Genomic DNA, 24,611 nt, shown 5'->3' on the forward strand with positions numbered 1-24,611 from the left:
CGGGGGTGTTTCCCGGGCCGCGCCTCCGCCGGACGAGGTGGCCGGATCGGCGCCGGTCCACGGCTCGTCCCGATAGGCTGGCCGCGAACGCGGTGGATACCGACGATGGGACCGACCATGAGCGAGCGCCCCGACACTGTGACCGAGATTCCGGCCGACCCCGCGCAGGTCACGAACGACCCGGACGATCCGCCGGTCCCGCCCGGCACGCTGCTGCTGGAATTGGTGCCGGTCCCGGTGCGCGATATCGATCGGGGGATCGAGTTCTATCGCGATCGGGTCGGATTCCATCTCGATGTCGACGTGGCTCCCGCACCGGGTGTGCGCATCGCGCAGCTGACACCGCCCGGTTCGGCCTGTTCGATCCTGCTCTCCGAAGGCGTCCCCACCACCGCCGGCGCGGTCGGTTCCCTGCGTGGACTGCATCTGGTGGTGGCCGATATCGAGGCCGCCCGCGCGGACCTCGTCGCGCGCGGCGTCGCCGTCGGTGAGGTCGAAGACGTCGGCGGGGGTGTGCTGTACGCGCATTTCGCGGATCCCGACGGCAATACCTGGAGTTTGCAGTACATGCCCTGGCGGTAGCGGGCGCGTTCATTGCCGAACGGTTGCGATCCGCCGAACCGGGCCGCACCTCGCACCGCGCGCCCGCTAGTGTTTGAGACTATGCGTAACAGTAACGGGTTACAGCGGCGTGGCCTGGCGATCGGATGCGGCGGCACGGTGGGGGCGGCCTGGATCGTGGCGGCGCTGGCCGCGGTGCGAGACGTGCTGCAGTGGGATCCGTGCGAGGCCGACGCGCTGATCGGCACCTCCGCCGGTGCGGAGATGGTGACGATGCTGGCTTCGGGGATCTCCGTCGACGATCTGGTGGCGATGCAGCGCGGCACCGTCGCGGATCCGATCCTGGCCCGGCACATGGCCGACGAACCGGGCCGCTTCCCGCCGCTGCCCCGCCCCCGCCTCGGTGCACCGCGAATGGCGTTGCACGGCAATCGTTCCCGGCAAGCGCTGCTGAGCGCGAGCAGTCGGCTGCTGCCGGTCGGCGGCGGCGATGCGAGCTGGTTGCAGCGCCTGGCCACCGACCTGAACCACGATCGGGACTGGTTCGCCCATCCGGCCGCATGGCTGGTCGCGATGGACTACGACTCCGGCGAGCGGGTCGCCTTCGGCGCACCGCAGGCGCCGGCCGCCACGGTCGGCCAGGCGCTGCGAGCCTCGTGGGCGGTTCCGGGCTGGTTCCCGCCGGTGCCGATCGCGGGCCGGCGGTTCGTCGACGGCGGTGCCGCCTCCACCGCTTCGGTGGATCTGCTGCTGCCGCTGCACCTGGACGAACTGGTGGTGCTGACGCCGATGGCCTCGGCGCGGTCGGTGCCCGCGGGCGGTCCCGGGCACTGGCTCGAGCGTCAACTCCGCAGGCCGATGAGCGCGCAACTGGACTCCGAGATCGCCGCCGTGCGCGCGACCGGAACCCGCGTGCTGCGACTGGCGGTGACCGCCGCCGACCTCGCGGTCATGGGCCCGAACTTCATGGACGGCCGCCGCCGCGGCGAGACCTTCGAACACAGTCTGCGCAGCACCCGCCGCGCCATGGAACGGAGTGAATTCGCATGAACCTGTTCGGTAACGGCTATCCGCGGATCGACCTCGCCGCGGCCCGCGTCCTGGTCACCGGCGCCGGACGCGGTATCGGCCGGGCCACCGCGGAAATGTTCGCGCACAAGGGATCCGAGGTCGTCCTCGCCGATGTGGACGTCGCGGCCGCCGCCGACGCGGCGGCCGGCCTCGGTGCCCGCGCCGTCGAACTCGACGTGCGCGACCGGGAGCGGTGGGACGAGGTCGTCGCCGATCTGGGCCGGATCGACATCCTGGTGAACAACGCCGGAGTGATGCCCGCGGGCCCGTTCCTCAGCGAACCGGATGCGGTGGGGCACACCACGATCGATGTGAACGTCTGGGGACTCATCCACGGCATGCGGGCCGTCGCGCCGGCGATGATCGGTCACGGCCGCGGTCATATCGTCAACGTCGCCTCGCTGGCCGGCAAGATTCCGCTGCCCGGTCTGGCGGTGTACAACGCGAGCAAATTCGCCGCCGTCGGGCTGTCGGCCGCGACCCGGCTGGAATTCGCCGAATCCGGGGTCAGCGTGAGTTGTGTGCTGCCCGCCGCGGTGCGCACCCGGCTGTCCTCGGGGCTGACCCTGGGCCGCGGGCTGCCGACGGTCGACCCGGTCGACGTCGCCGGCGCGATCGTCAAGACCTGCCGCACCCGCCGAGCCGAGGTGGCGGTACCGCAGTACCTCGACCCCGTCGACATCGCGCTGGCGGCCGCGCCCGAATCGGTCGTGCGCAGGGTGCGCGGCCTCTTCGACGGCGACCGGGCGCTGCATCCGGGTGATGCGGCGGTGCGGGCCGTCTACGAGGAGCAGGTACGCGAGATGGGCCGCGAACCGGAGCGCTAGGCGTTCAGCCGAACCGAATGCCTTGTGCCAGTGGTAATTCGGTGGAGTAGTTGACCGTATTGGTGGCGCGGCGCATATACGCCTTCCAGGAGTCGGAACCCGATTCGCGCCCGCCGCCGGTCTGCTTCTCACCGCCGAACGCACCGCCGATCTCCGCACCCGAGGTGCCGATGTTCACATTGGCGATGCCGCAATCGGAGCCGTCGGCGGCGAGGAACCGTTCCGCCTCGCGCTGGTCACCGGTGAAGATGGCCGATGACAGCCCTTGCGGCACACCGTTGTGCAGGGCGATCGCGGAGTCGAGATCGTCATAGGTGAGCACGTAGAGAATGGGCGCGAAGGTCTCCTCGCGCACGATCGCGGTCTGGGCGGGCATCCGGATGATGGCCGGGCGCACATAGTAGGAGTCGCCGCCACCGACCTCGACCCGCTCACCGCCGCAGATCAATTCACCGCCGTCGGCGAGCGCACGGTCGATCGCCGCCCGCATCGCGGTGTGGGCGCGGCCGTCGATCAGCGGTCCGACCAATACCGCGTCGTCGAACGGATTGCCCACGGGCAGTTGGCGATACGCCGTGCTCATCCGATCCAGCAGTGGTCCGACCACGTCCGTGTGGGCGATGACCCGGCGCAATGTCGTGCACCGCTGTCCGGCCGTTCCCGCCGCGGCGAAAACCACTGCCCGCGTGGTGAGGTCGAGATCCGCGGACGGGGTGACGATCGCGGCGTTGTTACCGCCCAGCTCGAGCAGGCACCGGCCGAAGCGGGCCGCCACCCGGGGTGCCACCGCCTGCCCCATCCGCACCGATCCGGTGGCGCTGACCAGGGCCACCCGCTCGTCGTCGACGAGCTGGGTGCCGACCTCGGCGCCCCCCTGGATCAGCTGATGGATCTGCGGGTCGGCACCGACGTCGAGGGCCGCGCGCCGCAGCAGCGCATCGCAGGCCAGCGCGGTCAACGGCGTCGTCTGCGAGGGCTTCCACACCACGGTGTCGCCGCAGACCAGCGCGATCGCGGTATTCCACGACCAGACCGCGACCGGGAAGTTGAATGCCGAGATCACCCCGACCACACCGAGCGGATGCCACGTCTCCATGAGCCGATGCCCGGGTCGCTCGGAGGCCATGGTGCGACCGTAGAGCTGGCGGGACAGACCGACGGCGAATTCGCAGACGTCGATCATCTCCTGGACCTCACCGCGGGCCTCGGCGCCGATCTTGCCCGCCTCCAGCGTGACGAGTTCGGCCAGCGCGTCCAGATTGTCGGTCAGTAGTCGTCCCAGGCGCCGCACCACGGCGGCGCGTTGCGGCGCGGGGACGGTACGCCAGGTGTGAAAAGCGCTGTGCGCCTTGTCGATCGCGCTGGTCACCTCGAACGCGGAGGTGGCCGGGACGCGCATCAGCTCACCGCCGGTGATCGGTGTGCGGGCGGGCAGGTCGCCCGAGTCGACCGGGTCGACACCGAGTTCGAGCAGCAAGCGCGCGGCTCGGTCGCGGAGTTCGTCGGTGGTGGGCAGAACGGGTGCGGATGTCATGTGCGGCTCCGTTTCCGACATCGGTTCGTGGGTGACTTCGCACCGGTGGGAGATCGTTTCCGGCCCCGGCCACCGCCCGCTGGGTTAGCCTTCGCTGATGGCGGATGCACCTGCGAAACCTGTTCTCGACGATATCGATCGGCTCCTGATCCGCGAATTGATGGCCGACGGCCGGGCCACGCTGTCCAATCTCGCGGAGAAGGCCAGTCTGTCGGTATCCGCGGTGCAGTCGCGGGTGCGCCGGCTCGAGGCGCGCGGCGTGATCCGCGGATATTCCGCGAAGGTCGATCCGGAGGCGCTGGGACAACTGCTGTCGGCATACGTCGCGATCACTCCTCTCGATCCGTCACAGCCCGACGATGCTCCGGCCCTGCTGCAGCACATCCCCGGCATCGAGGAATGCCATTCGGTGGCGGGGGAGGAGAGCTACATGCTGCTCGTCCGGGTGGCCTCACCCCGGCATCTCGAACAGTTGCTGCAGGAGATCCGCGCCACCGCCAATGTCCGCACCCGAAGCACCATCATTCTGCAGACATTCTATGACAGGTGAGACCTGATCGTAATTTATCCGATTGTTCGTAGTGAAACCGTAAATATTTTCGTATCCTGTGGGTGTGACCCTCGAACTGGAGCGCCCCGGAACGGCCGACGCGGAGGTCACGAACCCGGCGTCGGTCACCGCCTCGCGCGTACACGACATCCTGTCCGCCCATATGCTCGCCGACGGTTTCGATCTGGTGCTGGACCTGCGCAGATCGCGGGGACGCAACCTGATCGACGCCCGCGACGGCACCGTCTATCTGGATATGTTCGGCTTCTTCGCGTCTTCGGCGCTGGGGATGAACCATCCGGCGCTGGCGGCGAATGCCCGCTTTCGCGCCGAACTCACCACGGCCGCACTGAACAAGCCCAGTAACTCCGATGTCTATACGGTCACGATGGCGCGCTTCGTCGACACCTTCGCGCGCGTCCTCGGCGATCCGGCACTGCCGCACCTGTTCTTCATCGACGGCGGCGCGATGGCGGTCGAGAACGCGCTCAAGGTCGCCTTCGACTGGAAGAGCCGCCACAACGCTATGCACGGCCGCCCGGCCGACCTCGGCACGAAGGTGCTGCATCTGACCGGTGCGTTCCACGGCCGCTCCGGCTACACCCTGTCGCTGACCAATACCGACCCGATCAAGACCGAACGATTCCCCGCCTTCGACTGGCCGCGCATCGAGACCCCCTACCTGTGTCCCGGTGTCGACATCGAGGCCGCCGAGCAGCGTGCGCTGGCGCAGGCCCGGGCGGCGTTCGCCGAAAATCCGCACGACATAGCGTGTTTCATCGCCGAGCCGATCCAGGGCGAGGGCGGCGACCGGCATATGCGACCGGAATTTCTCCGGCGCATGCAGGAGCTCTGCCACGAGCACGACGCGCTGTTCCTCGTCGACGAGGTGCAGACCGGCGTGGCGATGACCGGCTCGACCTGGGCCTATCAGCAGTTCGGCCTGCGACCCGATGTGGTCGCGTTCGGTAAGAAGACGCAGGTCTGCGGAATCATGGCCGGCGGACGCGTCGACGAGGTACCCGACAACGTGTTCGCGGTGAGTTCACGGATCAATTCCACCTGGGGCGGCAACCTCGCCGACATGGTGCGGGCGCGGCGCATCCTCGAGGTGGTCGAGGCCGAAGACCTGGCCGCCCGCGCGAAGGAACTGGGCGCCCTCTTGCTCGACCGGCTGTGCGCGCTCGCCGACCGGCACGAGCGGCTGACCGATCCGCGTGGTCGCGGCCTGATGTGCGCGGTGACGCTGGAGTCCGCCGAACTGCGCGACGCCGTCCTCGCCGATCTGCGGCAGCGCGAACGGGTACTGTTCCTCGGAACCGGCGAGCGCGGCATCCGGTTCCGTCCGCCGCTGACGGTCACCGCCGACGAGCTCGAGCGGGCGGTGGATGCCCTGGATCGCGTCCTCACGGGCATGGCCGATCGGTGACGATTCCCGGCTCGCGGGAGCGTGTCCGGACCGTCGTTGTGGCACTTCACCAGCGGTTTTCTGCTGGCAGGTAGTCAATAAGGGTACTGGTCGGTAGCCCCCACTGGAATTCCGCCGGACTGCGCCACTGGTTACACTCCGGGGCATGACGAGTGTCCAGAGTCAGCCTTCGCCGGGTTCGGCGGGCGCCCCCGATATCCACACCACCGCAGGGAAGCTGGCTGATCTGCGCAATCGGCTGGAAGAGGCCCAGCACCCGATGGGTGAGGGCGCGGTCGAGAAGGTCCACGCCAAGGGCAAGCTGACCGCGCGCGAGCGCATCCTGGCCCTGCTGGACGAGGGTTCGTTCGTGGAGATGGACGCGCTGGCCCGGCATCGCAGCGTCAACTTCGGCCTGGAGAACAACCGTCCGCTCGGCGACGGCGTGGTCACCGGCTACGGCACCATCGACGGCCGCGACGTCTGCATCTTCAGCCAGGACTCGACGGTGTTCGGTGGCAGCCTCGGTGAGGTCTACGGCGAGAAGATCGTCAAGGTCATGGACCTCGCGCTCAAGACCGGCCGCCCGCTGATCGGCATCAACGACGGCGCCGGCGCTCGCATCCAGGAGGGCGTGGTCTCGCTCGGCCTCTACGGCGAGATCTTCCACCGCAACATTCAGGCCTCCGGCGTGATCCCGCAGATCTCGCTGATCATGGGCGCCGCGGCCGGTGGGCACGTGTACTCCCCGGCGCTGACCGACTTCGTCGTGATGGTCGACCAGTCCAGCCAGATGTTCATCACCGGCCCGGACGTCATCAAGACCGTCACCGGTGAAGAGGTCACCATGGAGGAGCTGGGCGGCGCCCACACCCACATGGTGAAGTCCGGTACCGCGCACTACGTCGCCTCCGGCGAGCAGGACGCCCTGGACTGGGTCAAGGACCTGCTGAGCTACCTGCCCAGCAACAACCGCGCCGAGGCTCCGCGCTTCCCGGCCACCGACCCGATCGCCGGCGCGATCGAGGATTCGCTGACCGAGGAGGACATCGAGCTCGACACCCTGATCCCGGATTCGCCGAACCAGCCGTACGACATGCACGAGGTCATCCGGCGCCTGGTCGACGACGACGAGTTCTTCGAGGTGCAGGCCGAGCGCGCGATGAACGTCATCGTCGGCTTCGCCCGCATCGACGGCCGCAGTGTGGGTTTCGTGGCCAACCAGCCCACCCAGTTCGCCGGCTGCCTCGACATCGACGCCTCGGAGAAGGCCGCGCGGTTCGTGCGCACCTGCGACGCGTTCAACATTCCGATCATCACGCTGGTCGACGTTCCGGGCTTCCTGCCGGGCACCGGCCAGGAGTACAACGGCATCATCCGCCGCGGTGCGAAGCTGCTCTACGCCTACGGTGAGGCCACTGTGGGCAAAATCACGGTCATCACTCGCAAGGCCTACGGCGGCGCGTACGACGTGATGGGTTCCAAGCACATGGGCGCCGATGTGAACCTGGCGTGGCCCACCGCCCAGATCGCCGTCATGGGCGCCTCGGGCGCGGTCGGCTTCGTCTACCGCAAGAAGCTGCAGCAAGCGGCCGCGGAGGGCGCCGATGTCGACGCACTGCGCCTCGAGCTGCAGAACGAGTACGAGGACACGTTGGTCAACCCGTACGTGGCGGCCGAGCGCGGCTACGTCGACGCGGTGATCCCGCCCTCGCACACCCGCGGCCAGATCGTCGCCGCGCTGCGCTTGCTCGAACGGAAGATGGTTACTCTTCCGCCGAAGAAGCACGGCAACATTCCGCTCTGATCCGACGATATGTGCGGTAGCGGAGGCACACTTTCCGGATGAGTGATGCGTTCGCACCGCGCACGATCGCCGCATCCGGGCGAAGATGGTAGGAAGAGGCCCTCATTCGATGAGGGCCGCACGAATACCCTTCGCGGCGTGGGCTCGTCCCGCACCGTGAACGCCGGCCCCTCGGGTCGGCACAGAACAGGAGGAGTTGGCGCTGTGACGGCTGTGGCTGACGAAGAGATATTGCGCGCTGCCGAAGTGGATTTGGCGGTCGACGAATTCGGTGACGACGACACGAGGCTCGCATCCGTCACCGCTGCCGTCGAGGTCGAGGCCGGTCACGGACCGGTCATCCGCGTCCTGAAGGGTTCGCCCACCGACGAGGACCTCGCCGCACTGGTCACCGTGTTCGCCGCCGCGAGCGCGAATGCCGGCGCGCCGCAGGACCAGGGCCCGGTGGACAACTGGGGCCGGCCCACCATGATGCACCGCGGTACCTCGCCGTTCTCCCCGTACGCCTTCCCCTACCTGTCGCACCTCCGCGGCTGACGTGACGGGATTCGTTCTCGGTTCCGCCTCGCCCGCGCGCCTGCAAGTGCTGCGCGCGGCCGGGCTGGATCCGGTGGTGCGAATATCCGAGGTCGACGAGGACGCGGTCGCCGCGGCCCTGCCGCCGGACACTCCGCCCGCCGGCGTGGTCACCGCCCTCGCCACGGCCAAGGCTCACACCGTGGCCGCCGGCCTGATCGCGGACGCCGCGGCGTCCGGACACGGCCCGGCCACTCCGGATTCCTACGGCATCGTCTCCGCGCGGGCCCCGCGCCTGGTGGACGACTGTGTGGTCGTCGGCTGCGACTCGATGCTGCTGGTCGGCGGCGTCCTGCAGGGCAAGCCCCATACTCCCGACGTCGCGCGCGCCCGCTGGGCCGACATGGCCGGGCGCAGCGCCGATCTGCTGACCGGCCACTGCGTGCTGCGCCTGCGGGACGGGGCGATCGTCGCCGACGCCCAGGACTGCAGCACCACCACCGTGCATTTCGCCGAACCCGGGCCGATCGAGCTGGATGCCTACATCGCCACCGGCGAGCCACTGCGGGTGGCCGGCGCGTTCACCCTCGACGGAATGGGCGGCTGGTTCGTCGACCGCATCGACGGTGACCCGTCCAGCGTCATCGGGATCGGCCTACCGCTGCTGCGTCGCCTCCTGGGCGACGTGGGCGTCGGTATTGCGCAGTTGTGGATCGGTGCGCAGCTGCGGGCCGACGCGATTGGCTGACGGCGTCGGTAGTCGCGGCGCCGCCCCCGCCTGATCGGGGATGTGGGCGGGATCCGGCAGCGTGCTCGCCAGCGCTTCCAAGTGGATCACGCACAGGTCCGGCCCCACGAACGGGTGCAGCCGGACGTTCACCGCATCGCGCCCGCCGTTGCGATCCAGTACCTCGCGCATCAGGCCCTGATGCACACCGCAGACCACCTCGGAATGGGTGCGCGCCAATTCGCGCAGCGGGCACGCGGTCAGGCGGATGTTGAGCTGGTCGCCGTTTTCGGAGGCGGGATCGCGCTCGGGGGCGAAACCCAGCTCCGAGCTCACCGTCACCGCGACGTCGCGGGCGTCGTCGAGGGAGGCAATGGGCTGCTCGAGCTGTTCGACCTTGGCGCCCCACGCCCGTCCGGCCGTCACGGCCAATTCGGAACGCCTGCGGGGATCACTGCCGAGCTGATCGGCGAGCACCTGCGCCAGATCCTGATAACCGACGGATCGCTGTACCGCGGTGTATCCGATGCGCGGGCGGCCGCGGCCCCGGGGCGGCTGCTGGAATTGGCGGACGAGCGATTCCCGGGTGAGAACATCGAGATGAAAACGGACGGTGGTGACGTGCTGTCCGGTGATGCGCGCCAGTTCCTGGGCATCGAGAGGCTCGCTGGCGCCGCGTAGGATCGCAAGCAGGCGCCGTCGTGGCCAAGAATCGGACATAGCTCACCCCTCCTCCCATGTGACTTTATCGGACGACGCTGCGACTTAATCGCGCTTCATCCGATTCGTGATGTGAAACCGCCAGCGCGCATTGTTCGCACCTACGATCGGTACTGCCCAGCCGACCATCGCCTACCACGTGTGAAGGATCTTCCACCGTGCCCGTCGCTCCGGACTCTCATCCATCCTTCGGCTCTCATGCATATCCACAACGATTGGTAACCACCGAGTGGCTGTCGGCAAACATCGGTACGCGTGGCCTCGCGATCGTCGAGTCCAACGAGGACATCCTGCTCTATGACATCGGCCATGTGCCAGGGGCGGTCAAGATCGACTGGCGGGCCGAGCTTACCGATCCGCTCACCCGCGACGTGATCGACGGCGCCCGTTTCGCCCAACTCATGCGCGCCAAGGGCATCGCCCGTGACGATACGGTCGTCGTCTACGGAGACAAGGCCAACGGCACCGCCGCCGCCACCGCCTGGGTCTTCGGCCTGTTCGGGCATCCCGATGTGCGGCTGCTCGACGGCGGCCGGGAGGCGTGGATCTCCGAGGCCCGCGACACCACCTTCGAGGTGCCCGACGTCGGGCTGGGGGAGTATCCGGTCGTCGAGCGCGACGACCGGGGCGGCCGGGCCTTCCTCGAGGACGTGCGCGGCTACCTGACTCGCGGCGGATCGGGCATCGGACTGGTCGACGTGCGCGCGGTGGGTGAGTACACCGGCGACGACGACCGCATCCTCGACCGTCCGGAGGAACAGTCGTTGCGCGCCGGGCACATTCCGACCGCGATCAACATCCCGTGGACCGCGGCCGTGGGCGGCGACGGCCGATTCCGCGGCCGTGCGGAGCTCGAACAGATCTACGCGCCGCTGCTCGGAGCCGAGGACACCATCGTCTATTGCCGCATCGGCGAACATTCGGCACACACCTGGTTCGTGCTGACCTCGCTGCTGGGAGTGGCGAATGTGCGCAATTACGACGGCTCCTGGACCGAGTGGAGCAATGCCGTGCGCACGCCGATCGTCAAGGGAAGTGAACCGGGTTCGGCTCCGGCCGCCGTGTCGGCGGCGGCACAGTCGGTCTAAGGTGTTGTTCACGTCACGGGGGTCCGGGCTACTGTTCGGTAGCCCTAGCCGTGTTCGGCGTCTGTTGGCACACTGCCTACACTCACCCGAGACGTAAGTTGTCCACAGCACAGGAGGCTCAGTGCCCAGCCATGCCAGCGCGCAGATCACGAAGGTCCTGATCGCCAATCGGGGCGAGATCGCGGTGCGTGTGATCCGGGCCGCCAAGGATGCCGGTATCGCCAGTGTCGCCGTGTACGCGGAACCGGACGCGGACGCGCCGTTCGTCAAATTGGCCGATGAGGCATTCGCGCTCGGAGGGCAGACCTCGGCCGAGTCGTACCTGGTCTTCGACAAGATTCTCGACGCGGCGCGCAAATCCGGCGCCGACGCGATCCACCCCGGTTACGGCTTCCTGTCCGAGAACGCGGACTTCGCCCAGGCCGTCCTGGACGCCGGGCTGATCTGGATCGGCCCCTCGCCGCAGTCGATTCGCGATCTGGGCGACAAGGTCACCGCCCGCCACATCGCCGAGCGCGCGCAGGCCCCGATGGCCGCGGGCACCAAGGATCCGGTGAAGGACGCGAACGAGGTCGTCGAGTTCGCCGAGCAGTACGGCGTCCCGGTGGCCATCAAGGCCGCCTTCGGTGGTGGTGGCCGCGGCATGAAGGTCGCCCACACCATCGAGGAGATCCCGGAGCTGTTCGACTCCGCCACCCGCGAGGCGACCGCCGCCTTCGGCCGCGGCGAGTGCTTCGTCGAGCAGTACCTCGACAAGGCCCGCCACGTCGAGGCCCAGGTGCTGGCCGACAAGCACGGCAACGTCATCGTCGCCGGCACCCGCGACTGCTCGCTGCAGCGCCGGTTCCAGAAGCTGGTCGAGGAGGCGCCCGCGCCGTTCCTGTCCGACGAGGTCCGCGCCAAGATCCACGAGTCCGCCAAGCGGATCTGCAAGGAGGCCGGCTACTACGGCGCCGGCACCGTGGAGTACCTGGTGCAGGGCGAGACCGTGTCGTTCCTCGAGGTCAACACCCGCCTGCAGGTCGAGCACCCGGTCACCGAGGAGACCTCCGGTCTGGACCTGGTGCGCTGGCAGTTCCGCATCGCCAACGGCGAGGAGCTGACCATCACCGAGGACCCGATCCCGCGCGGCCACTCGATCGAATTCCGCATCAACGGTGAGGACGCCGGTCGCGGATTCCTGCCCGCACCGGGCCCGGTCACCGTCTACAAGGAGCCGTCCGGCCCCGGCGTGCGCGTCGATTCCGGCGTGGTCGCCGGCAGCGTCATCGGCGGACAGTTCGACTCCATGCTGGCCAAGCTGATCGTCACCGGTGAGAACCGCACCCAGGCGCTGGAGCGGGCCGCGCGTGCGCTGGCCGAATACGAGATCGAGGGCCTGGCGACGGTGCTGCCGTTCGACCGCCACATCGTGACCAACCCCGCCTTCGTCGGTGACGGCACCAAGTTCGACGTCTACACCAAGTGGATCGAGAACGAGTGGGAAAACACCATCGAGCCCTACACCGGTGGCCAGCCCATCGAGGACGAGGAGGAGGGTGCGCGCCAGACGGTGGTCGTCGAGGTCGGCGGCCGTCGCCTCGAGGTGTCGCTGCCGGGCCAGTTCAGCGTGGGCGCGGGTGTGGCCGCCGCCGGTAACAACGGCGCGGGCGTGATCCGCAAGAAGCCCAAGCCGCGCAAGCGTGGCGGCGCGGGCGCCTCGGCCGCCTCCGGCGACGCGGTGACCGCGCCGATGCAGGGCACCGTCGTGAAGGTGGCCGTCGAAGAGGGCCAGTCGGTCGAGGCGGGCGATCTGATCGCCGTGCTCGAGGCCATGAAGATGGAGAACCCGGTCAACGCGCACAAGTCCGGTGTGGTCACCGGCCTGGCCGTCGAGGCCGGCGCCGCCATCACCCAGGGCACCGTGCTCGCCGAAATCAAGTAGTACCAACAGTTTTCGTCGAAGGCCCCGCTCCGATTCGGAGCGGGGCCTTCGACGTTTCGGCCGTGACGTGTGGCAGCCCTGTGCCGGTCGGCGTGTATCCCGGCGGGCAGGCGGCGACGGCTCGCCGGCGGCCGACGCGGGACGGGGTTATCGTGCCGCGCCCTCGCAGGCGGTGGTGTCCTCGGCGCAGGAGACCCGGTCGGTTCGCGGAGCGCCGTGACTGCCCTTCTTTGCCGGTGCGGGGTGGTGCTCCTCGGAATGCGCTGCGGGATGGGGAAATTGGAGCGGCGGCGGCAGAATGTTCGTCGGGAAGGGGAGCGTCCAGCGCGGTGGGATGACCGTCGTGGTGTATTCGGGTTCCGGGGTGGCCGGCGCCGCGGTGGTCGGCACGGGAGTGTTCACCTCGGTCCGGGTGGTCGACTGCTGGTCGGACGGAGTGCGGGAGCCACTGCTGAGCAGGGCCGTGCATCCGGCGACGACCGCGAGGGCGACGATGGCGGCGCCGATCAGTGCGGCGGCGAGGGCGAGCGTCGGGCGTCGTGGCGGCGTGGCCGGAACATGCTGTGCCGGAACCGATTTCACCGGAAAAGACGTGCTACCGACCAGAGTGGGCCGAGGGTTGCCAACGTCCGACGGATTCGGCCGGGCGGACACCGCGCGATCTGCCGGTGACGCCGGTGAACCGACGGGTGCGGTCGCGTCCGGCAGGACACGAGTAGCCCGCACCGGGGCAGGCGGCCGGTCGGCTGCCGGCCCCGCGGGTTCGGAGCCGACTCTTCTCGTTACGGGTGCGGGCCCGGGGTGCCCGTATGCGGCGGGCGCGGGGCCGGAGTAATCCCTCGGAGCAGCCGGCGCGGCGTCCTGCCGAGTCGCCGCGAAGGCGGGGCCGGACGGTCCGGTCGCCGCTGGTGCAGGGCTGATGTACCTGGTCGCGGATCCCGACCCCAGCCGCGTCGTGGATCCCTGTTCGGATTGCAGCAACGGCGGTGTGCGATCGGAGATCGTCATCCCGACGGCGGCCCGGGCCGCGGCCGCCAACTCACCCGCGGTGCGGTACCGGTCGTCGGCACGCTTGGCCATACCTCGCGCGACCACCGCGTCGAGGGCGGCGGGGATGTGCGCATCGGCGGCGGAGGGGCGCGGCGGGGCTTCGTGCAGGTGGGCGTGCAACTGCCGCACGGCGTCGGTATCGCCGAACGGCCTTCGCGCGGTGAGACATTCGTACAGCACGCACGCCAGCGAGTACACGTCCGAGCGGGAGTCGCCGTGCCCGGTGAAGCGTTCCGGCGCCATATAGGCGAGCGTGCCGACCGTGAAACCGGTTGCGGTGATGGTGGTCTGCCCGACCGCGCGGGCGATGCCGAAATCGATGAGATAGGCGAATCCGCTGGTGTGCACGATGATGTTGGCGGGCTTCACATCTCGATGCACCAGCCCGGCCGCGTGCGCGGCATCGAGTGCCTCGGCGATCTGGGAGGTCAGCTCGATCGCCTCCGCCGGCTCCATCGCACTGGACCGCACCAGCCGCGCCAGGTCCACGCCCGGGATGTAGGCCATGTCCAGATACAGCCGTCCGGCGTATTCGCCGAACCGATGGATCGGCGCGATGTGCGGATTGTCCAGGTGCGCCCCGATCCGGGCCTCCCGCTCGAACCGCCGCCGGTAATCCGCGTCCTCGGCCGCACTCCCGGACAGGATCTTCAGCGCGACGGTCCGCGCGTCCGCCGGGTCGTACGCCAGCCACACCTCCCCGGCCGACCCCCGGCCGAGCAGTCGATCGAGCCGATACCGCCCGAATTCCCGCGCGGTCATCGCATCCGCCCGATGTGCGTGGTGTTCGGCCGAAAGCCGCCGGGGACATCGCCGCTCGGCGGGCTCGTCCGCGGCCGGAGCCCCGCGTCGCCGATCTGCGGTCGCGTCTCGGAACTCGGCTGTGGGGCTCGACCCGACGACGCTGCGACGAGCGGGGCGGCAGCGGTGCCGATGCCGCGCTGGCGGAACATGAGACCGACGATAGTGCGGATAGGCGGTCGGCGGTACCGCGGGTGGATCGGGCCCGCTCACCGGCGCGCAGCGCGGTAATCTCGTGCCATGGCTGATTCTCCCGACGTCCGCATCGGTACCGCGGAGCGCGAGCAGGCGATGCAGCGCCTGTCGGAGCACTTCGCCGCCGGTCGGTTGTCGGTCGCCGAGTTCGACGAACGCAGCGGCCTGATCGCCGCGGCGGTGACGCGGGGTGATCTGGCGCCGGTGTTCGGCGACCTCCCGGCCGCCGTACCGGAGCCGCCGGAACCGCCGGAACCGGCCGCCGCCCAGCCGGGCGGGCGCCGCGAATTCGCCGGTCCGATGATGGGCCTGGTGGTGATCCTCGCGCTGGTGTTGTTCTTCACCACCCATACCTGGCTCTGGTTCCTGCTCATCCCCGCGGCCGGCATCGTCACCGGCGGCCTGCAGCAGCGCGGCCACGATCGCCGGCTCCTCGGCGGCGACGATCACCGCCTGCTCGACCGCCGCCGTCGGCGCGACCGTCGCCGGAGGTTCTGATGGAACCGATCGAGATCAACGCCGGCAGTTGGTATCTGCGCGCGCTGCGTGCCGACGACCGCATCGACGACCGCCCGGCACTGGCCGACGGCGGCATCACCGATCCCGGCTATGTCGAACGCCGTGCCCGCGAATGGGCCGAGCAGACCGGATATTCGTGGGCGGTGTGCGAACCCACCACCGCGGAACTGGTCGCCGAGATCGTGGTGACGCCTCGAGCCGATGGCACCGCGGAGATTTCGGGCTGGTCGCGTGCGGGCTACGATTCGGCGCTGCAGTCCGGTCTGACCGCGGTGAGCCGCTTCGTCGCCGGAGCGCTGGGCCTGCGACCTTTGTGATTTCACCGAAAACGCTGTACCGCAGTGTTTTTCGCGGCGGGTGGCCGGGACGGCCGATTAATTCGGTGGATTGCCGGGTGCCCGTACCCGTACCGTGAGGACTCCGAAATCAAGCACTGGGGAGGTGCGCGATGTGGGAGTGGAGTAGATCGGTCGCGGAGCGGGCTACCGCGACAGCATTGACCCGGTCGGCCGGAGAACCGGCGCCGACCGTCGTGGATCCGGAGGTCTGGGCCGAGCGGCCGGGGGCGCCGGCTCCGGAAGAGGTCGGCGAACCGGCCTCCGACGCCGTGATGGCATTCGGCGGTGCGAGCGCGATGGTGCGCTCGATCCAGTTGCCGGAGTACGACCTGGCCCGATGAGAGGTCGCACTCGCCGGGTGCGGAGGTTCGTTGCGGAGCGGCATATCGGCGGCCGCAACCCGCTGGAGTAGCCTGCGAGGCGTGCAGAGGCCACCGTTGGACGCCGATATCCTGCGACATGCCGTCGCCGAACAGCCCGACCTGTCGTTCTTCTCCCGTATCGATGTGGTGGAGTCGACCGGTTCGACCAATGCGGATCTGATCGGTGCCGCCGGCGATCCGTCCTCGGATCGACGGGTGCTGGTCGCCGAATATCAGGACAGCGGCCGCGGCCGTCACGAACGTTCGTGGGTGAGTCCGCCGCGCGCGCAGATCGCGATGTCGATTCTGGTGCGCCTCGGCGGTATCGAACCGGCCGTCCTCGGCTGGCTGCCACTGCTGACGGGTGTCGCCGTCGTGGACGCGGTCCGCGAAACCACCGGCCTGGACGCGAACCTCAAGTGGCCCAACGATGTTCTGATCGGCGGCCGCAAGGTGGCCGGCATCCTGGCCGAGGTCGCCTCCGGTGCGGGCGCTCCGGCGGTCGTCGTCGGCGTCGGGCTCAATGTGAGCCTCACCGAGGACGAACTGCCTGTGCCACATGCCATTTCGCTGACCTTGGCCGGCGCCGAGAACGCCGATCGCAACGCGTTGGTCCTCGCCCTGCTGCGCGCCTTCGCCCGCCACTTCACCGAATGGCGGACGGAGAACTGGAATGTCGGCGCGCTGGCCGACGCGTATCGTGCCCGCTGCGCCACCCTCGGCGCGGACGTGCGGGCGGAATTGCCGGGCGGCGAGGTCCTCACCGGCGTGGCCACCGATATCGACGGCTACGGCCGCCTGATCATCGGTGGCCGTTCGGTATCGGCGGGCGACGTCACTCATCTTCGCCCGGCGTAGCGCGACGAATCAGGGGGTAGGGTTCGAATATGAGTTATCCGGAGGAGCTGCTCGCGCCGGACGAGCAGCTGCTACTGCACCGTCATCCGCATTGGAAGATGTTGTTCTTGCCGGCGCTCACCTTCATCCTCGCCACCGCGCTGGCCGGATTCCTGAGCGGGCTGGCCTGGCGCAACACCGAGGGCACCACGCGCAACATCGTTCTCATCGCGATCGTCGTGGTGTGGGCGCTGCTGGTCGTGTGGCGTTGCCTGTCGCAGGTGATCCGTTGGAAGTCAACGCATTTCATCATCACCGACCGGCGGGTGCTGGTACGCGAGGGCGTACTCACCCACACCGGCATCGATATCCCGATGAACCGCATCTCCAGTGTGCAGTTCCGCCACGGGTTGTCGGACCGGTTGCTGGGCACGGGCACGCTGATCATCGACGCCGCCTCGGGGGATCCGTTGGAATACGACGACATTCCGAACGTGCAGAAGGTGCATTCGCTGCTGTACCACCAGGTCTTCGACAACCCGCACGGCGATCCGGGCCACGACCAGTATCAGGACCCTCGTTACGGCCGCCGTCGGTAGCGGCCGCCGTGGTTCGGTGGCGCACGCCCGACCGGCCCGGTTCGCCAGTAATCTTGTGCTGTGACCGCCGTACTGCTGGCCGAGGACGATGAGGCCATCGCCGCTCCGCTCTCGCGAGCCCTGGGGCGCGAAGGCTATTCGGTAACCGTCGAGAGTTTCGGCCCCGCCGTGCTGCGCCGGGCGCTGGAGGGTGAACACGATCTGCTCATCCTCGACCTCGGGCTACCCGGTATGGACGGCCTGGAGGTGTGCCGCCAGGTACGTGCGCGGGGCGCCGATCTCGCGGTGCTGATGTTGACCGCCCGGACCGACGAGGTCGATTTCGTGGTGGGTCTCGACGCCGGCGCCGACGACTATGTCGGAAAACCCTTCCGCCTCGCCGAACTGCTGGCCCGCGTGCGAGCCCTGTTGCGGCGCAGTGGCATCGGCGACGAGGCGGTGGAGATCGGCGGTGTGCGGCTCGAACCCGCGGCGCGCCGGGTACTGGTCAACGGCCACGAGGTGAATCTCGCCAACAAGGAGTACGAACTGCTCAAGGTGCTCATCGACCGGGCCGGGCAGGTCGTGCCGCGCGAGACGATTCTGCGCGAGGTGTGGGGCGATGCCGATCTACGCGGCTCCAAAACCCTCGATATGCACATGTCCTGGCTGCGCCGCAAGATCGGCGACGAGGGCCCCGTCGCGGAGCGGCGCATCGTCACCGTGCGTGGTGTCGGTTTCCGCTTCAACACCGATTGATCGCCGATGCGGCGCCGAATTCTGCTGTCCATGCTGGCGGCCCTGACCCTCACCACCGTGGTGTTGGGTATCCCGCTGGCGTTCACGGCGTGGCAGTGGGTGGCCGATATCACCCGCAGCGACCTGCGCGCCCGGCTGGATCGCATGTCGGTGGAGATCGTCGGCCAGGAGCGTGACGACGGATTGGTCCACGGCGTGCTCGACCTGCGCTCGGTGCGGCCGCTGATCCCCTCCGGCGGACGGCTGACCATCATCTATCCGACACCCGAGGACGCCGCGCTGCGCGTGGACGCGGGTGCGCCGGAGGTCGAGAACCCGGTGGTGGAATCGCTGTCGATGGGCACGTCGGGCTCGTTGCGACTCGAGGTGCCGGCCGCCCCCATGCATTCGATGCAGCGGCAAGCGGTGGGCGCGGTGGCGCTGGTGGCTCTGGCCTCGCTGGCGGCGGGGGCCGCGGTGGCGGTGGTGACCGCGCGACGGGTCGCCGATCCGCTGCGCGATGTGGCCGCGCGCGCCGCGCGGCTGGCGAAGGGCGATTTCCGGCCCGATCCGCGCCGGCACGGGATCACCGAACTCGACCGCGTCTCGGATGTGCTCGATTCGGCGACGGTCGAGATCGCGGGTCGGCTGCAGCGCGAGCACGCCTTGGTCGCCGATGTCTCCCATCAGTTGCGCAGTCGCCTGACCGCGGTGCGGCTGCGTCTCGACGAATTGTCGGCGCATCCGGATCCGGCGGTCGTCCAGGAATCGGAGGAGGCGATGGCGCAGGTCGACCGGCTCACCGAGGCGATCGACGAATTGGTCCGCGATTCCCGCGACCAGGACGCCGCCGATCACGAACCGGTTCCGGTGGTCGCCGAATTGCGCGGGGTGGTCGCCGAATGGCGGCATCCCTTCGCCGAGGCCGGGCGCAAACTCGTGCTCTCCGGCGATCCGGGCCTGCGCGCCCCGGTCACCGGATCACGGTTGCGTGAGGCGGTGGCCGTGCTGGTCGACAACGCGCTGGTGCACGGCGGAGGTGACTGCTCGGTGTCGGTGCGCACGGTCTACGGCGGCCCCGACCGGGAACCGCTGGTGGCGGTGGAGGTGGCCGACGAGGGCGAGGGGGTCAGCGACGAACTGGCGCCGCACATCTTCGACCGCGGCTTCTCCGGCGCCGGATCGACCGGAGTGGGGCTGGCGCTGGCGCGCGCGCTGATCGAAGCCGACGGTGGCCGCTTGGAACTCCAGCGACGGCGTCCGGCGCTGTTCGCGGTATTCCTCGGTAAGCCGACCGCGGGGCGGTCGGGTAACGGCGTCATCGGGGAGCCCCGCTGAACGACGGGTTCAGCTGAAGCCGAGCGGTTTCTCTTCCTCGTACAGCTCTTCGAATTCCTCGACCAGCGCATCGATTTCGTCGGGGAACACCCAGCGCTTCATCGCCCAGAATCGGAACACCATCTGCAGGATGTTGCCGATGATGAAGGCGCTGACGAAGTCGGCGATGTTCTCCACGGTCAAGCTGACATCGGGGACGTGCAGGTGGAAGAAATACCGCGAAACCCACAGCGGGAGATTCGACAGCAGCACTCCGATGGCGCTGACCATGAAGAACAGCAGGGCTTCGTGGTGTTTCTCACGACCGCCGCGACCCTTGAACGACCATTCCCGGTTCAGGATGTAGGACGCGATGACCGCGATAACCCCGGAAATGATCTTGGCCGTGATCGGTTTCGACTCGAGAACCGTCAATTTGAGGATGTAGAAGATTCCGCTGTCGATGACGAAAGTGGTCGCTCCGACAATCGCGAACTTGATCAGCTCGTGATGACGAATAGCGAGGTCCCGTAGTGTTTTGGGGAGGATGTTGACCACATCGTCGACAAATGGCACCCGGTGAGTCTACGTCCGTCCCGCGATGGGCAATCAACCCGCACTCACTCCCGCGTGTGGGCGCATGACAACATGGTGGGCTGTGAGCGAGCGTAGTGGGCCATCGATGGACCCTTCCACCGGGGTGCAAGAGGTTGCCGAAGGTGAACCGATGCCGGTTTCACGCAGTTTCGAAGGTGGCGGAATGCCGACCGTCGCGATGATCGGCGGCGGCCAGCTGGCGCGGATGACGCATCAGGCTGCCGTGGCGCTGGGACAGTGCCTGCGGGTCCTGGTCGAGCGACCCGACGATCCGGCGGCTCAGGTCAGCCCCGAGGTGGTGCTCGGATCGCACACCGATCTCGCGGCGCTGCGCAAGGTTGCCGTCGGTACGCACGCGGTGACCTTCGACCACGAACATGTGCCGACCGAGCATCTGCTGGCGCTGGTGGCCGAGGGTGTGAACGTGCAGCCGCCGCCGGCCGCGCTGGTCTACGCCCAGGACAAGCTCGCGATGCGGCGCAAGCTGGCCGGGATGGGCGTGCCGGTTCCGGCGTTCACGGCGGTCGAGGCCGTCGCGGACGCCACCGGATTTCTCGCCGAGCACGGTCCGTTCGTGCTGAAGGCGGTGCGGGGCGGCTACGACGGGCGCGGCGTGTGGATGATCGACGACGCCGCCGAGGCCGAACGCATCGTCACCGATCAGCTCGGGCACGGTGTGACATTGCTCGCCGAGCAGCGGGTGGATCTGAAGCGTGAGCTCTCCGCGATGGTGGCGCGCTCGCCGTTCGGGCAGGCCGCGGCCTGGCCCGTGGTGGAGACCGTGCAGCGCGAGGGGCAGTGCGCCGTGGTGATCGCGCCCGCACCGGAGCTCTCGGACGAGGCCGCGACCGAGGCCGAATCGCTGGCCCTGCGGCTGGCCGCCGAACTCGGTGTCACCGGTGCGATGGCCGTGGAGCTGTTCGAGACCCACGCCGGTGACCTGCTGGTCAACGAGCTGGCCATGCGCCCGCACAATTCCGGGCACTGGGGGATGGACGGCGCCGTCACCGGACAGTTCGAACAGCATCTGCGCGCGGTGCTGGACTATCCGCTGGGCGCCACGACGCCGCTGGCGCCGGTGACGGTGATGGCGAATATCCTCGGCGCGGCCGAGGCGCCGGCGATGTCGATGGACGAGCGGCTGCATCACCTGTTCGCCCGGATCCCGGAGGCGAAGGTGCACCTCTACGGCAAGGGCGAGCGCCCGAAGCGCAAGATCGGGCATGTGAACATCCTCGGTGACGACGTGACCGAGGTGCGGGAGAAGGCCGAACGAGCGGCGCACTGGATGTCGCACGCGGTGTGGACCGATGGATGGGATCCCCATGAGTAACGCAATCGGGTTCGATGGTCGCTCCGCGGGCTCCGCTCCGGCGGTCGGCCTGATCATGGGCAGCGACTCCGACTGGCCCACGATGGAAGCGGCCGCGGAAGCGTTGGCGGAGTTCGGGATTCGCTTCGAGGTCGGTGTGGTCTCGGCGCACCGCACGCCGCAGCGCATGCTCGACTACGCCCGCGAGGCCGCCGGTCGCGGCGTCAAGGTGATCATCGCCGGTGCCGGCGGCGCCGCCCACCTGCCCGGTATGGTCGCCTCGGCCACGCCGCTGCCGGTGATCGGTGTCCCGGTCCCGCTGAAGTACCTCGACGGCATGGACTCCCTGCTGTCGATCGTGCAGATGCCGGCCGGCGTCCCCGTCGCCACGGTCTCCATCGGCGGCGCCCGCAACGCGGGCCTGCTGGCCGTCCGCATCCTCGCCGCCGCCGATCCCCAGCTGCGCACCCGCATGGAACAGTTCCAGGCCGACCTGGAGAAACTCGTCCTCGACAAGGACGAGGCCCTGCGCACCCGTCTGCTCGGCTAGTCGTCGGCGCGCCCGGGGCCTCCCGGTACGGCACGGCTACCGTTGTGGGGTGCCCAGCGACAATTCGACCCCCGTTCGCGCCGCCGACGCCGCCGAGTTCCGGCTGGCCGTGGTCGATCACGCGTTGCGGCTGTTCGCGGAGCAGGGGTACGAGGCGACCACGGTGGACGAGATCGCGGAGGCGGCGGGGATTTCGCGGCGGACGTTCTTCCGGCAGTTCCGGTCGAAGGAGGATGTGGTCTTCGCCGACCACGAGGAGCAGCTCGCCCGGGCGAAGGCGTATCTGACTGCGGCGCAGGGTGATCCGTGGGATGCCGTGCGGGAGGCGGTGGTCGGGATCTTCGAGCGGTTCACCGAGACCAGGGAATTGGCCGCGCGCCGCTATCGGGTCGTCCGGCAGGCGCCGGCGTTGCGTGATCGCGAGATCGTGACCGTCTTCCGGTACGAACGGCTGTTCACCGACTATCTGCGCGATCGGCTTCCCGAGGTGCCCGATCTGGCGCTGATCCAGTTCAGCGCGGCCGTCACCGCCACCCACAACTATCTGCTGCGCCGCATGGTGCGGGGTCGATCCGAGGCGAGCGCGGCCGATCTGCGCGCGGCGGTGCGGGCGATCGCGCCTCCCGGTCCGGCGCCGGATCCGGCCGAGCTGGTGGTGGCGGTCTTCCCGCGCGCGATGCCCGCCCGGCAGGTCGCCGACCTTCTGGCCGAACGCCTCGATAATCTGTGAGCGGGTTCGGTGAATCCGACGTGTGGCACTGAGTGCCAGGGCGGATTCCCGGTATCCCCTCACGTTGTCGCCCTTCGGCGGCGTATACTCGAATGCGACTGGCACTGAGTGCCGAGGTGCGCCAGTGTAGTGCCGGAATTCGCGGACCAGGCGAACCGAAACCCCACGACCAGGAGTGAACCCATGGCGGGCAACCCCGATTTCGATCTGTTCAAGTTGGACGACATCCACGACGAGCTGCGCGCGGCGATTCGCGGCCTGGCCGAGAAGGAGATCGCCCCGCACGCGAAGGATGTCGACGGCAACGCCCGGTTCCCGAAGGAGGCCCTGGACGCGCTGAACGCCGCGGGCTTCAACGCGGTCCACGTCCCCGAGACCTACGGCGGCCAGGGCGCCGACTCGGTCGCCACCTGCATCGTCATCGAGGAGGTCGCCCGCGTCTGTGGTTCGTCCTCGCTGATCCCGGCCGTGAACAAGCTCGGCACCATGGGCCTGATCCTGCAGGGCTCCGAGGAGCTGAAGCAGAAGGTGCTGCCCGACCTCGTCGAGGGCAAGATGGCCTCCTACTGCCTGTCCGAGCGCGAGGCGGGTTCGGATGCGGCCTCCATGCGCACCCGCGCCAAGCGCGACGGTGACGACTGGGTGATCAACGGCTCCAAGTGCTGGATCACCAACGGCGGCCAGTCCACCTGGTACACCGTGATGGCCGTGACCGATCCGGAGAAGGGCGCCAACGGCATCTCCGCGTTCATGGTGCACAAGGACGACGAGGGCTTCGTGGTCGGCCCGCTCGAGCACAAGCTGGGCATCAAGGGTTCGCCGACCGCCGAGCTGTACTTCGAGAACTGCCGCATCCCGGGCGACCGGATCATCGGCGCCGAGGGCACCGGTTTCAAGACCGCGCTGCAGACCCTCGACCACACCCGTCCCACCATCGGTGCGCAGGCCGTCGGTCTGGCGCAGGGTGCGCTGGACGCCGCGATCGCCTACACCAAGGACCGCAAGCAGTTCGGCAAGGCCATCGCCGATTTCCAGAACACCCAGTTCATGCTCGCCGATATGGCGATGAAGGTGGAGGCCGCGCGCCTGATGGTCTACACCTCGGCCGCCCGCGCCGAGCGCGGCGAGAAGAACCTGGGCTTCATCTCCGCCGCCTCCAAGTGCTTCGCCTCCGATGTGGCGATGGAGGTGACCACCAACGCGGTGCAGCTGTTCGGTGGCGCCGGCTACACCACCGACTTCCCGGTGGAGCGGATGATGCGCGACGCCAAGATCACCCAGATCTACGAGGGCACCAACCAGATTCAGCGTCTGGTCATGTCGCGTCAGCTGCTGCGCTGATCGCACGGTCGCGCGAGGGCGTGGGCGGTGCCGGTGCCGACTCGGCACCGCCCGCGTCACCTTGTGACATCGAACCGAAGCGGCCGGGGCTCGTGGCGCGTCGCGCGCGCCGGGTTGTCAGGGCGCGTTACGGTATCGAAGCGCCGAATTCAGTGAATTACCGGCAATTTTCGCTGGTAGAACGGTAGTACCCAGAAAATCTCTGCGAAGTACTTTCATCTGCAATTTCAAATGTTCGTTCAATCGCAATCGGGCGAATTCGGAATTGTCCCAACGGCTTTCGCAGCGCAATATTGATGCATGGCAGGCGTGGAGATCACCGACAGGTTCGTCCGCCGCACGCTGGACAACGGGCGAATCGAAGAGGTCACCTGGCTGGAGCTGACCGAGGTGCGGATCATCACGACCGCCGACGGCCCCTTCGCCGACGATGTGTTCTTCGTGCTGATCGGTGTGCGCGGGAACGGTTGCGTGGTCCCGCATTCCGCTGCCGACACCGAGTTCCTGGCCCGCCTGCAGAAACTGCCGGGCTTCGACAACGCCGCCGTGATCGAGGCGATGGGCACGGTCGGCGACCGGCAGTTCCTGGTCTGGCGGCGCCGCATCTGACGCG

General features: G+C 68.6%; 26 protein-coding genes. 22 read left to right on the forward strand and 4 right to left on the reverse strand.

The window, feature by feature from the left end; translation table 11 throughout:
- The first annotated feature begins 117 nt into the window (after positions 1-117).
- The 3 genes from AC5592_RS08965 to AC5592_RS08975 all read left to right on the forward strand — a co-directional run bounded on the left by AC5592_RS08965 (position 118) and on the right by AC5592_RS08975 (position 2,459).
- Complete coding sequence (locus AC5592_RS08965; protein WP_084506489.1) at positions 118-582, forward strand: VOC family protein; 465 nt, start codon at positions 118-120, stop codon at positions 580-582.
- Positions 583-663: 81 nt separating this feature from the next.
- Complete coding sequence (locus AC5592_RS08970; protein ID WP_063063922.1) at positions 664-1,611, forward strand: patatin-like phospholipase family protein; 948 nt, start codon at positions 664-666, stop codon at positions 1,609-1,611.
- A complete protein-coding gene (locus tag AC5592_RS08975; protein ID WP_063063923.1) occupies positions 1,608-2,459 on the forward strand; it encodes an SDR family NAD(P)-dependent oxidoreductase in 852 nt (283 codons plus the stop codon). Before AC5592_RS08970 ends, AC5592_RS08975 begins: the two co-directional genes overlap by 4 nt.
- Before the next feature lie 4 nt (positions 2,460-2,463).
- On the opposite strand, the gene amaB is transcribed toward AC5592_RS08975, so the two are convergent.
- Complete coding sequence (amaB, locus tag AC5592_RS08980) at positions 2,464-3,993, reverse strand: L-piperidine-6-carboxylate dehydrogenase (RefSeq protein ID WP_036498414.1); 1,530 nt, start codon at positions 3,991-3,993, stop codon at positions 2,464-2,466.
- A gap of 97 nt (positions 3,994-4,090) precedes the next feature.
- Here amaB and AC5592_RS08985 point away from each other — a divergent pair, with 97 nt between their 5' ends.
- The 5 genes from AC5592_RS08985 to AC5592_RS09005 all read left to right on the forward strand — a co-directional run bounded on the left by AC5592_RS08985 (position 4,091) and on the right by AC5592_RS09005 (position 9,022).
- Complete coding sequence (locus tag AC5592_RS08985) at positions 4,091-4,543, forward strand: Lrp/AsnC family transcriptional regulator (RefSeq protein WP_036498415.1); 453 nt, start codon at positions 4,091-4,093, stop codon at positions 4,541-4,543.
- Positions 4,544-4,607: 64 nt separating this feature from the next.
- Positions 4,608-5,972 carry an L-lysine 6-transaminase gene (gene lat / locus AC5592_RS08990; protein ID WP_063063972.1) on the forward strand — a complete coding sequence of 455 codons (1,365 nt, stop codon included), beginning with the start codon at positions 4,608-4,610 and terminating at the stop codon, positions 5,970-5,972.
- 145 nt (positions 5,973-6,117) lie between these two features.
- Positions 6,118-7,758 carry an acyl-CoA carboxylase subunit beta gene (locus AC5592_RS08995; protein ID WP_036498416.1) on the forward strand — a complete coding sequence of 547 codons (1,641 nt, stop codon included), beginning with the start codon at positions 6,118-6,120 and terminating at the stop codon, positions 7,756-7,758.
- A gap of 204 nt (positions 7,759-7,962) precedes the next feature.
- On the forward strand, positions 7,963-8,295 hold the full coding sequence (locus tag AC5592_RS09000; RefSeq protein WP_036498417.1) for an acyl-CoA carboxylase subunit epsilon: 333 nt from the start codon (positions 7,963-7,965) through the stop codon (positions 8,293-8,295).
- 1 nt (position 8,296) lies between these two features.
- Positions 8,297-9,022 (forward strand): nucleoside triphosphate pyrophosphatase, encoded by a 726-nt coding sequence (locus tag AC5592_RS09005; RefSeq protein ID WP_063063924.1) that lies wholly within the window; start codon positions 8,297-8,299, stop codon positions 9,020-9,022.
- Here the strand turns inward: AC5592_RS09005 and AC5592_RS09010 are convergent.
- Entirely contained in the window at positions 8,930-9,721 is a 792-nt protein-coding gene (locus tag AC5592_RS09010; RefSeq protein WP_036498419.1) for a helix-turn-helix transcriptional regulator, read from the reverse strand. The genes AC5592_RS09005 and AC5592_RS09010 overlap by 93 nt on opposite strands.
- A gap of 158 nt (positions 9,722-9,879) precedes the next feature.
- Here AC5592_RS09010 and AC5592_RS09015 point away from each other — a divergent pair, with 158 nt between their 5' ends.
- Both AC5592_RS09015 and AC5592_RS09020 read left to right on the forward strand, forming a co-directional pair.
- Complete coding sequence (locus tag AC5592_RS09015) at positions 9,880-10,809, forward strand: sulfurtransferase (RefSeq protein WP_063063925.1); 930 nt, start codon at positions 9,880-9,882, stop codon at positions 10,807-10,809.
- Between the two features lie 121 nt (positions 10,810-10,930).
- A complete protein-coding gene (locus AC5592_RS09020) occupies positions 10,931-12,733 on the forward strand; it encodes an acetyl-CoA carboxylase biotin carboxylase subunit (RefSeq protein ID WP_063063926.1) in 1,803 nt (600 codons plus the stop codon).
- A gap of 147 nt (positions 12,734-12,880) precedes the next feature.
- On the opposite strand, the gene AC5592_RS09025 is transcribed toward AC5592_RS09020, so the two are convergent.
- Positions 12,881-14,545 (reverse strand): serine/threonine-protein kinase, encoded by a 1,665-nt coding sequence (locus tag AC5592_RS09025; RefSeq protein ID WP_063063927.1) that lies wholly within the window; start codon positions 14,543-14,545, stop codon positions 12,881-12,883.
- 279 nt (positions 14,546-14,824) lie between these two features.
- On the opposite strand from AC5592_RS09025, the gene AC5592_RS09030 reads away from it, so the two are divergent.
- The 7 genes from AC5592_RS09030 (at position 14,825) to AC5592_RS09060 (ending at position 19,489) form a co-directional block, all read left to right on the forward strand.
- Complete coding sequence (locus tag AC5592_RS09030; RefSeq protein ID WP_063063928.1) at positions 14,825-15,277, forward strand: DUF1707 SHOCT-like domain-containing protein; 453 nt, start codon at positions 14,825-14,827, stop codon at positions 15,275-15,277.
- Positions 15,277-15,615 carry a hypothetical protein gene (locus AC5592_RS09035; protein ID WP_063063929.1) on the forward strand — a complete coding sequence of 113 codons (339 nt, stop codon included), beginning with the start codon at positions 15,277-15,279 and terminating at the stop codon, positions 15,613-15,615. The genes AC5592_RS09030 and AC5592_RS09035 overlap by 1 nt, the downstream gene beginning before the upstream one ends.
- Positions 15,616-15,746: 131 nt before the next feature.
- A complete protein-coding gene (locus AC5592_RS09040; protein WP_157121697.1) occupies positions 15,747-15,977 on the forward strand; it encodes a hypothetical protein in 231 nt (76 codons plus the stop codon).
- A gap of 81 nt (positions 15,978-16,058) precedes the next feature.
- Positions 16,059-16,856, forward strand: coding sequence for a biotin--[acetyl-CoA-carboxylase] ligase (locus AC5592_RS09045; RefSeq protein ID WP_232329269.1), 798 nt, complete (start codon positions 16,059-16,061; stop codon positions 16,854-16,856).
- A gap of 29 nt (positions 16,857-16,885) precedes the next feature.
- Positions 16,886-17,434 carry a PH domain-containing protein gene (locus AC5592_RS09050; RefSeq protein WP_036498425.1) on the forward strand — a complete coding sequence of 183 codons (549 nt, stop codon included), beginning with the start codon at positions 16,886-16,888 and terminating at the stop codon, positions 17,432-17,434.
- Between the two features lie 60 nt (positions 17,435-17,494).
- Positions 17,495-18,172, forward strand: coding sequence for a response regulator transcription factor (locus AC5592_RS09055; RefSeq protein WP_030513615.1), 678 nt, complete (start codon positions 17,495-17,497; stop codon positions 18,170-18,172).
- A gap of 6 nt (positions 18,173-18,178) precedes the next feature.
- On the forward strand, positions 18,179-19,489 hold the full coding sequence (locus AC5592_RS09060; RefSeq protein ID WP_036498426.1) for a sensor histidine kinase: 1,311 nt from the start codon (positions 18,179-18,181) through the stop codon (positions 19,487-19,489).
- A 9-nt stretch (positions 19,490-19,498) separates the two neighbouring features.
- Here the strand turns inward: AC5592_RS09060 and AC5592_RS09065 are convergent, their stop codons facing one another.
- Positions 19,499-20,044: a GtrA family protein gene (locus tag AC5592_RS09065; protein WP_039776751.1), complete on the reverse strand. Its 546-nt coding sequence runs from the start codon at positions 20,042-20,044 to the stop codon at positions 19,499-19,501.
- Positions 20,045-20,195: 151 nt separating this feature from the next.
- On the opposite strand from AC5592_RS09065, the gene AC5592_RS09070 reads away from it, so the two are divergent.
- The 5 genes from AC5592_RS09070 to AC5592_RS09090 all read left to right on the forward strand — a co-directional run bounded on the left by AC5592_RS09070 (position 20,196) and on the right by AC5592_RS09090 (position 24,607).
- The gene (locus AC5592_RS09070; protein ID WP_036498459.1) at positions 20,196-21,398 is read left to right on the forward strand and encodes a 5-(carboxyamino)imidazole ribonucleotide synthase; all 1,203 of its coding nucleotides are present in this window, start codon (positions 20,196-20,198) and stop codon (positions 21,396-21,398) included.
- Positions 21,391-21,927 carry a 5-(carboxyamino)imidazole ribonucleotide mutase gene (gene purE, locus AC5592_RS09075; protein WP_063063931.1) on the forward strand — a complete coding sequence of 179 codons (537 nt, stop codon included), beginning with the start codon at positions 21,391-21,393 and terminating at the stop codon, positions 21,925-21,927. The genes AC5592_RS09070 and purE overlap by 8 nt, the downstream gene beginning before the upstream one ends.
- Positions 21,928-21,976: 49 nt before the next feature.
- Entirely contained in the window at positions 21,977-22,657 is a 681-nt protein-coding gene (locus AC5592_RS09080) for a TetR family transcriptional regulator (RefSeq protein ID WP_036498429.1), read from the forward strand.
- A gap of 183 nt (positions 22,658-22,840) precedes the next feature.
- Complete coding sequence (locus AC5592_RS09085) at positions 22,841-23,998, forward strand: acyl-CoA dehydrogenase (protein WP_036498430.1); 1,158 nt, start codon at positions 22,841-22,843, stop codon at positions 23,996-23,998.
- A 300-nt stretch (positions 23,999-24,298) separates the two neighbouring features.
- Entirely contained in the window at positions 24,299-24,607 is a 309-nt protein-coding gene (locus AC5592_RS09090; protein WP_030513629.1) for a hypothetical protein, read from the forward strand.
- The last annotated feature ends 4 nt before the right edge of the window (positions 24,608-24,611 follow it).

Origin of the sequence: Nocardia violaceofusca NBRC 14427, assembly GCF_963869435.1 — a bacterium.
Taxonomy (GTDB): domain Bacteria; phylum Actinomycetota; class Actinomycetes; order Mycobacteriales; family Mycobacteriaceae; genus Nocardia; species Nocardia aobensis.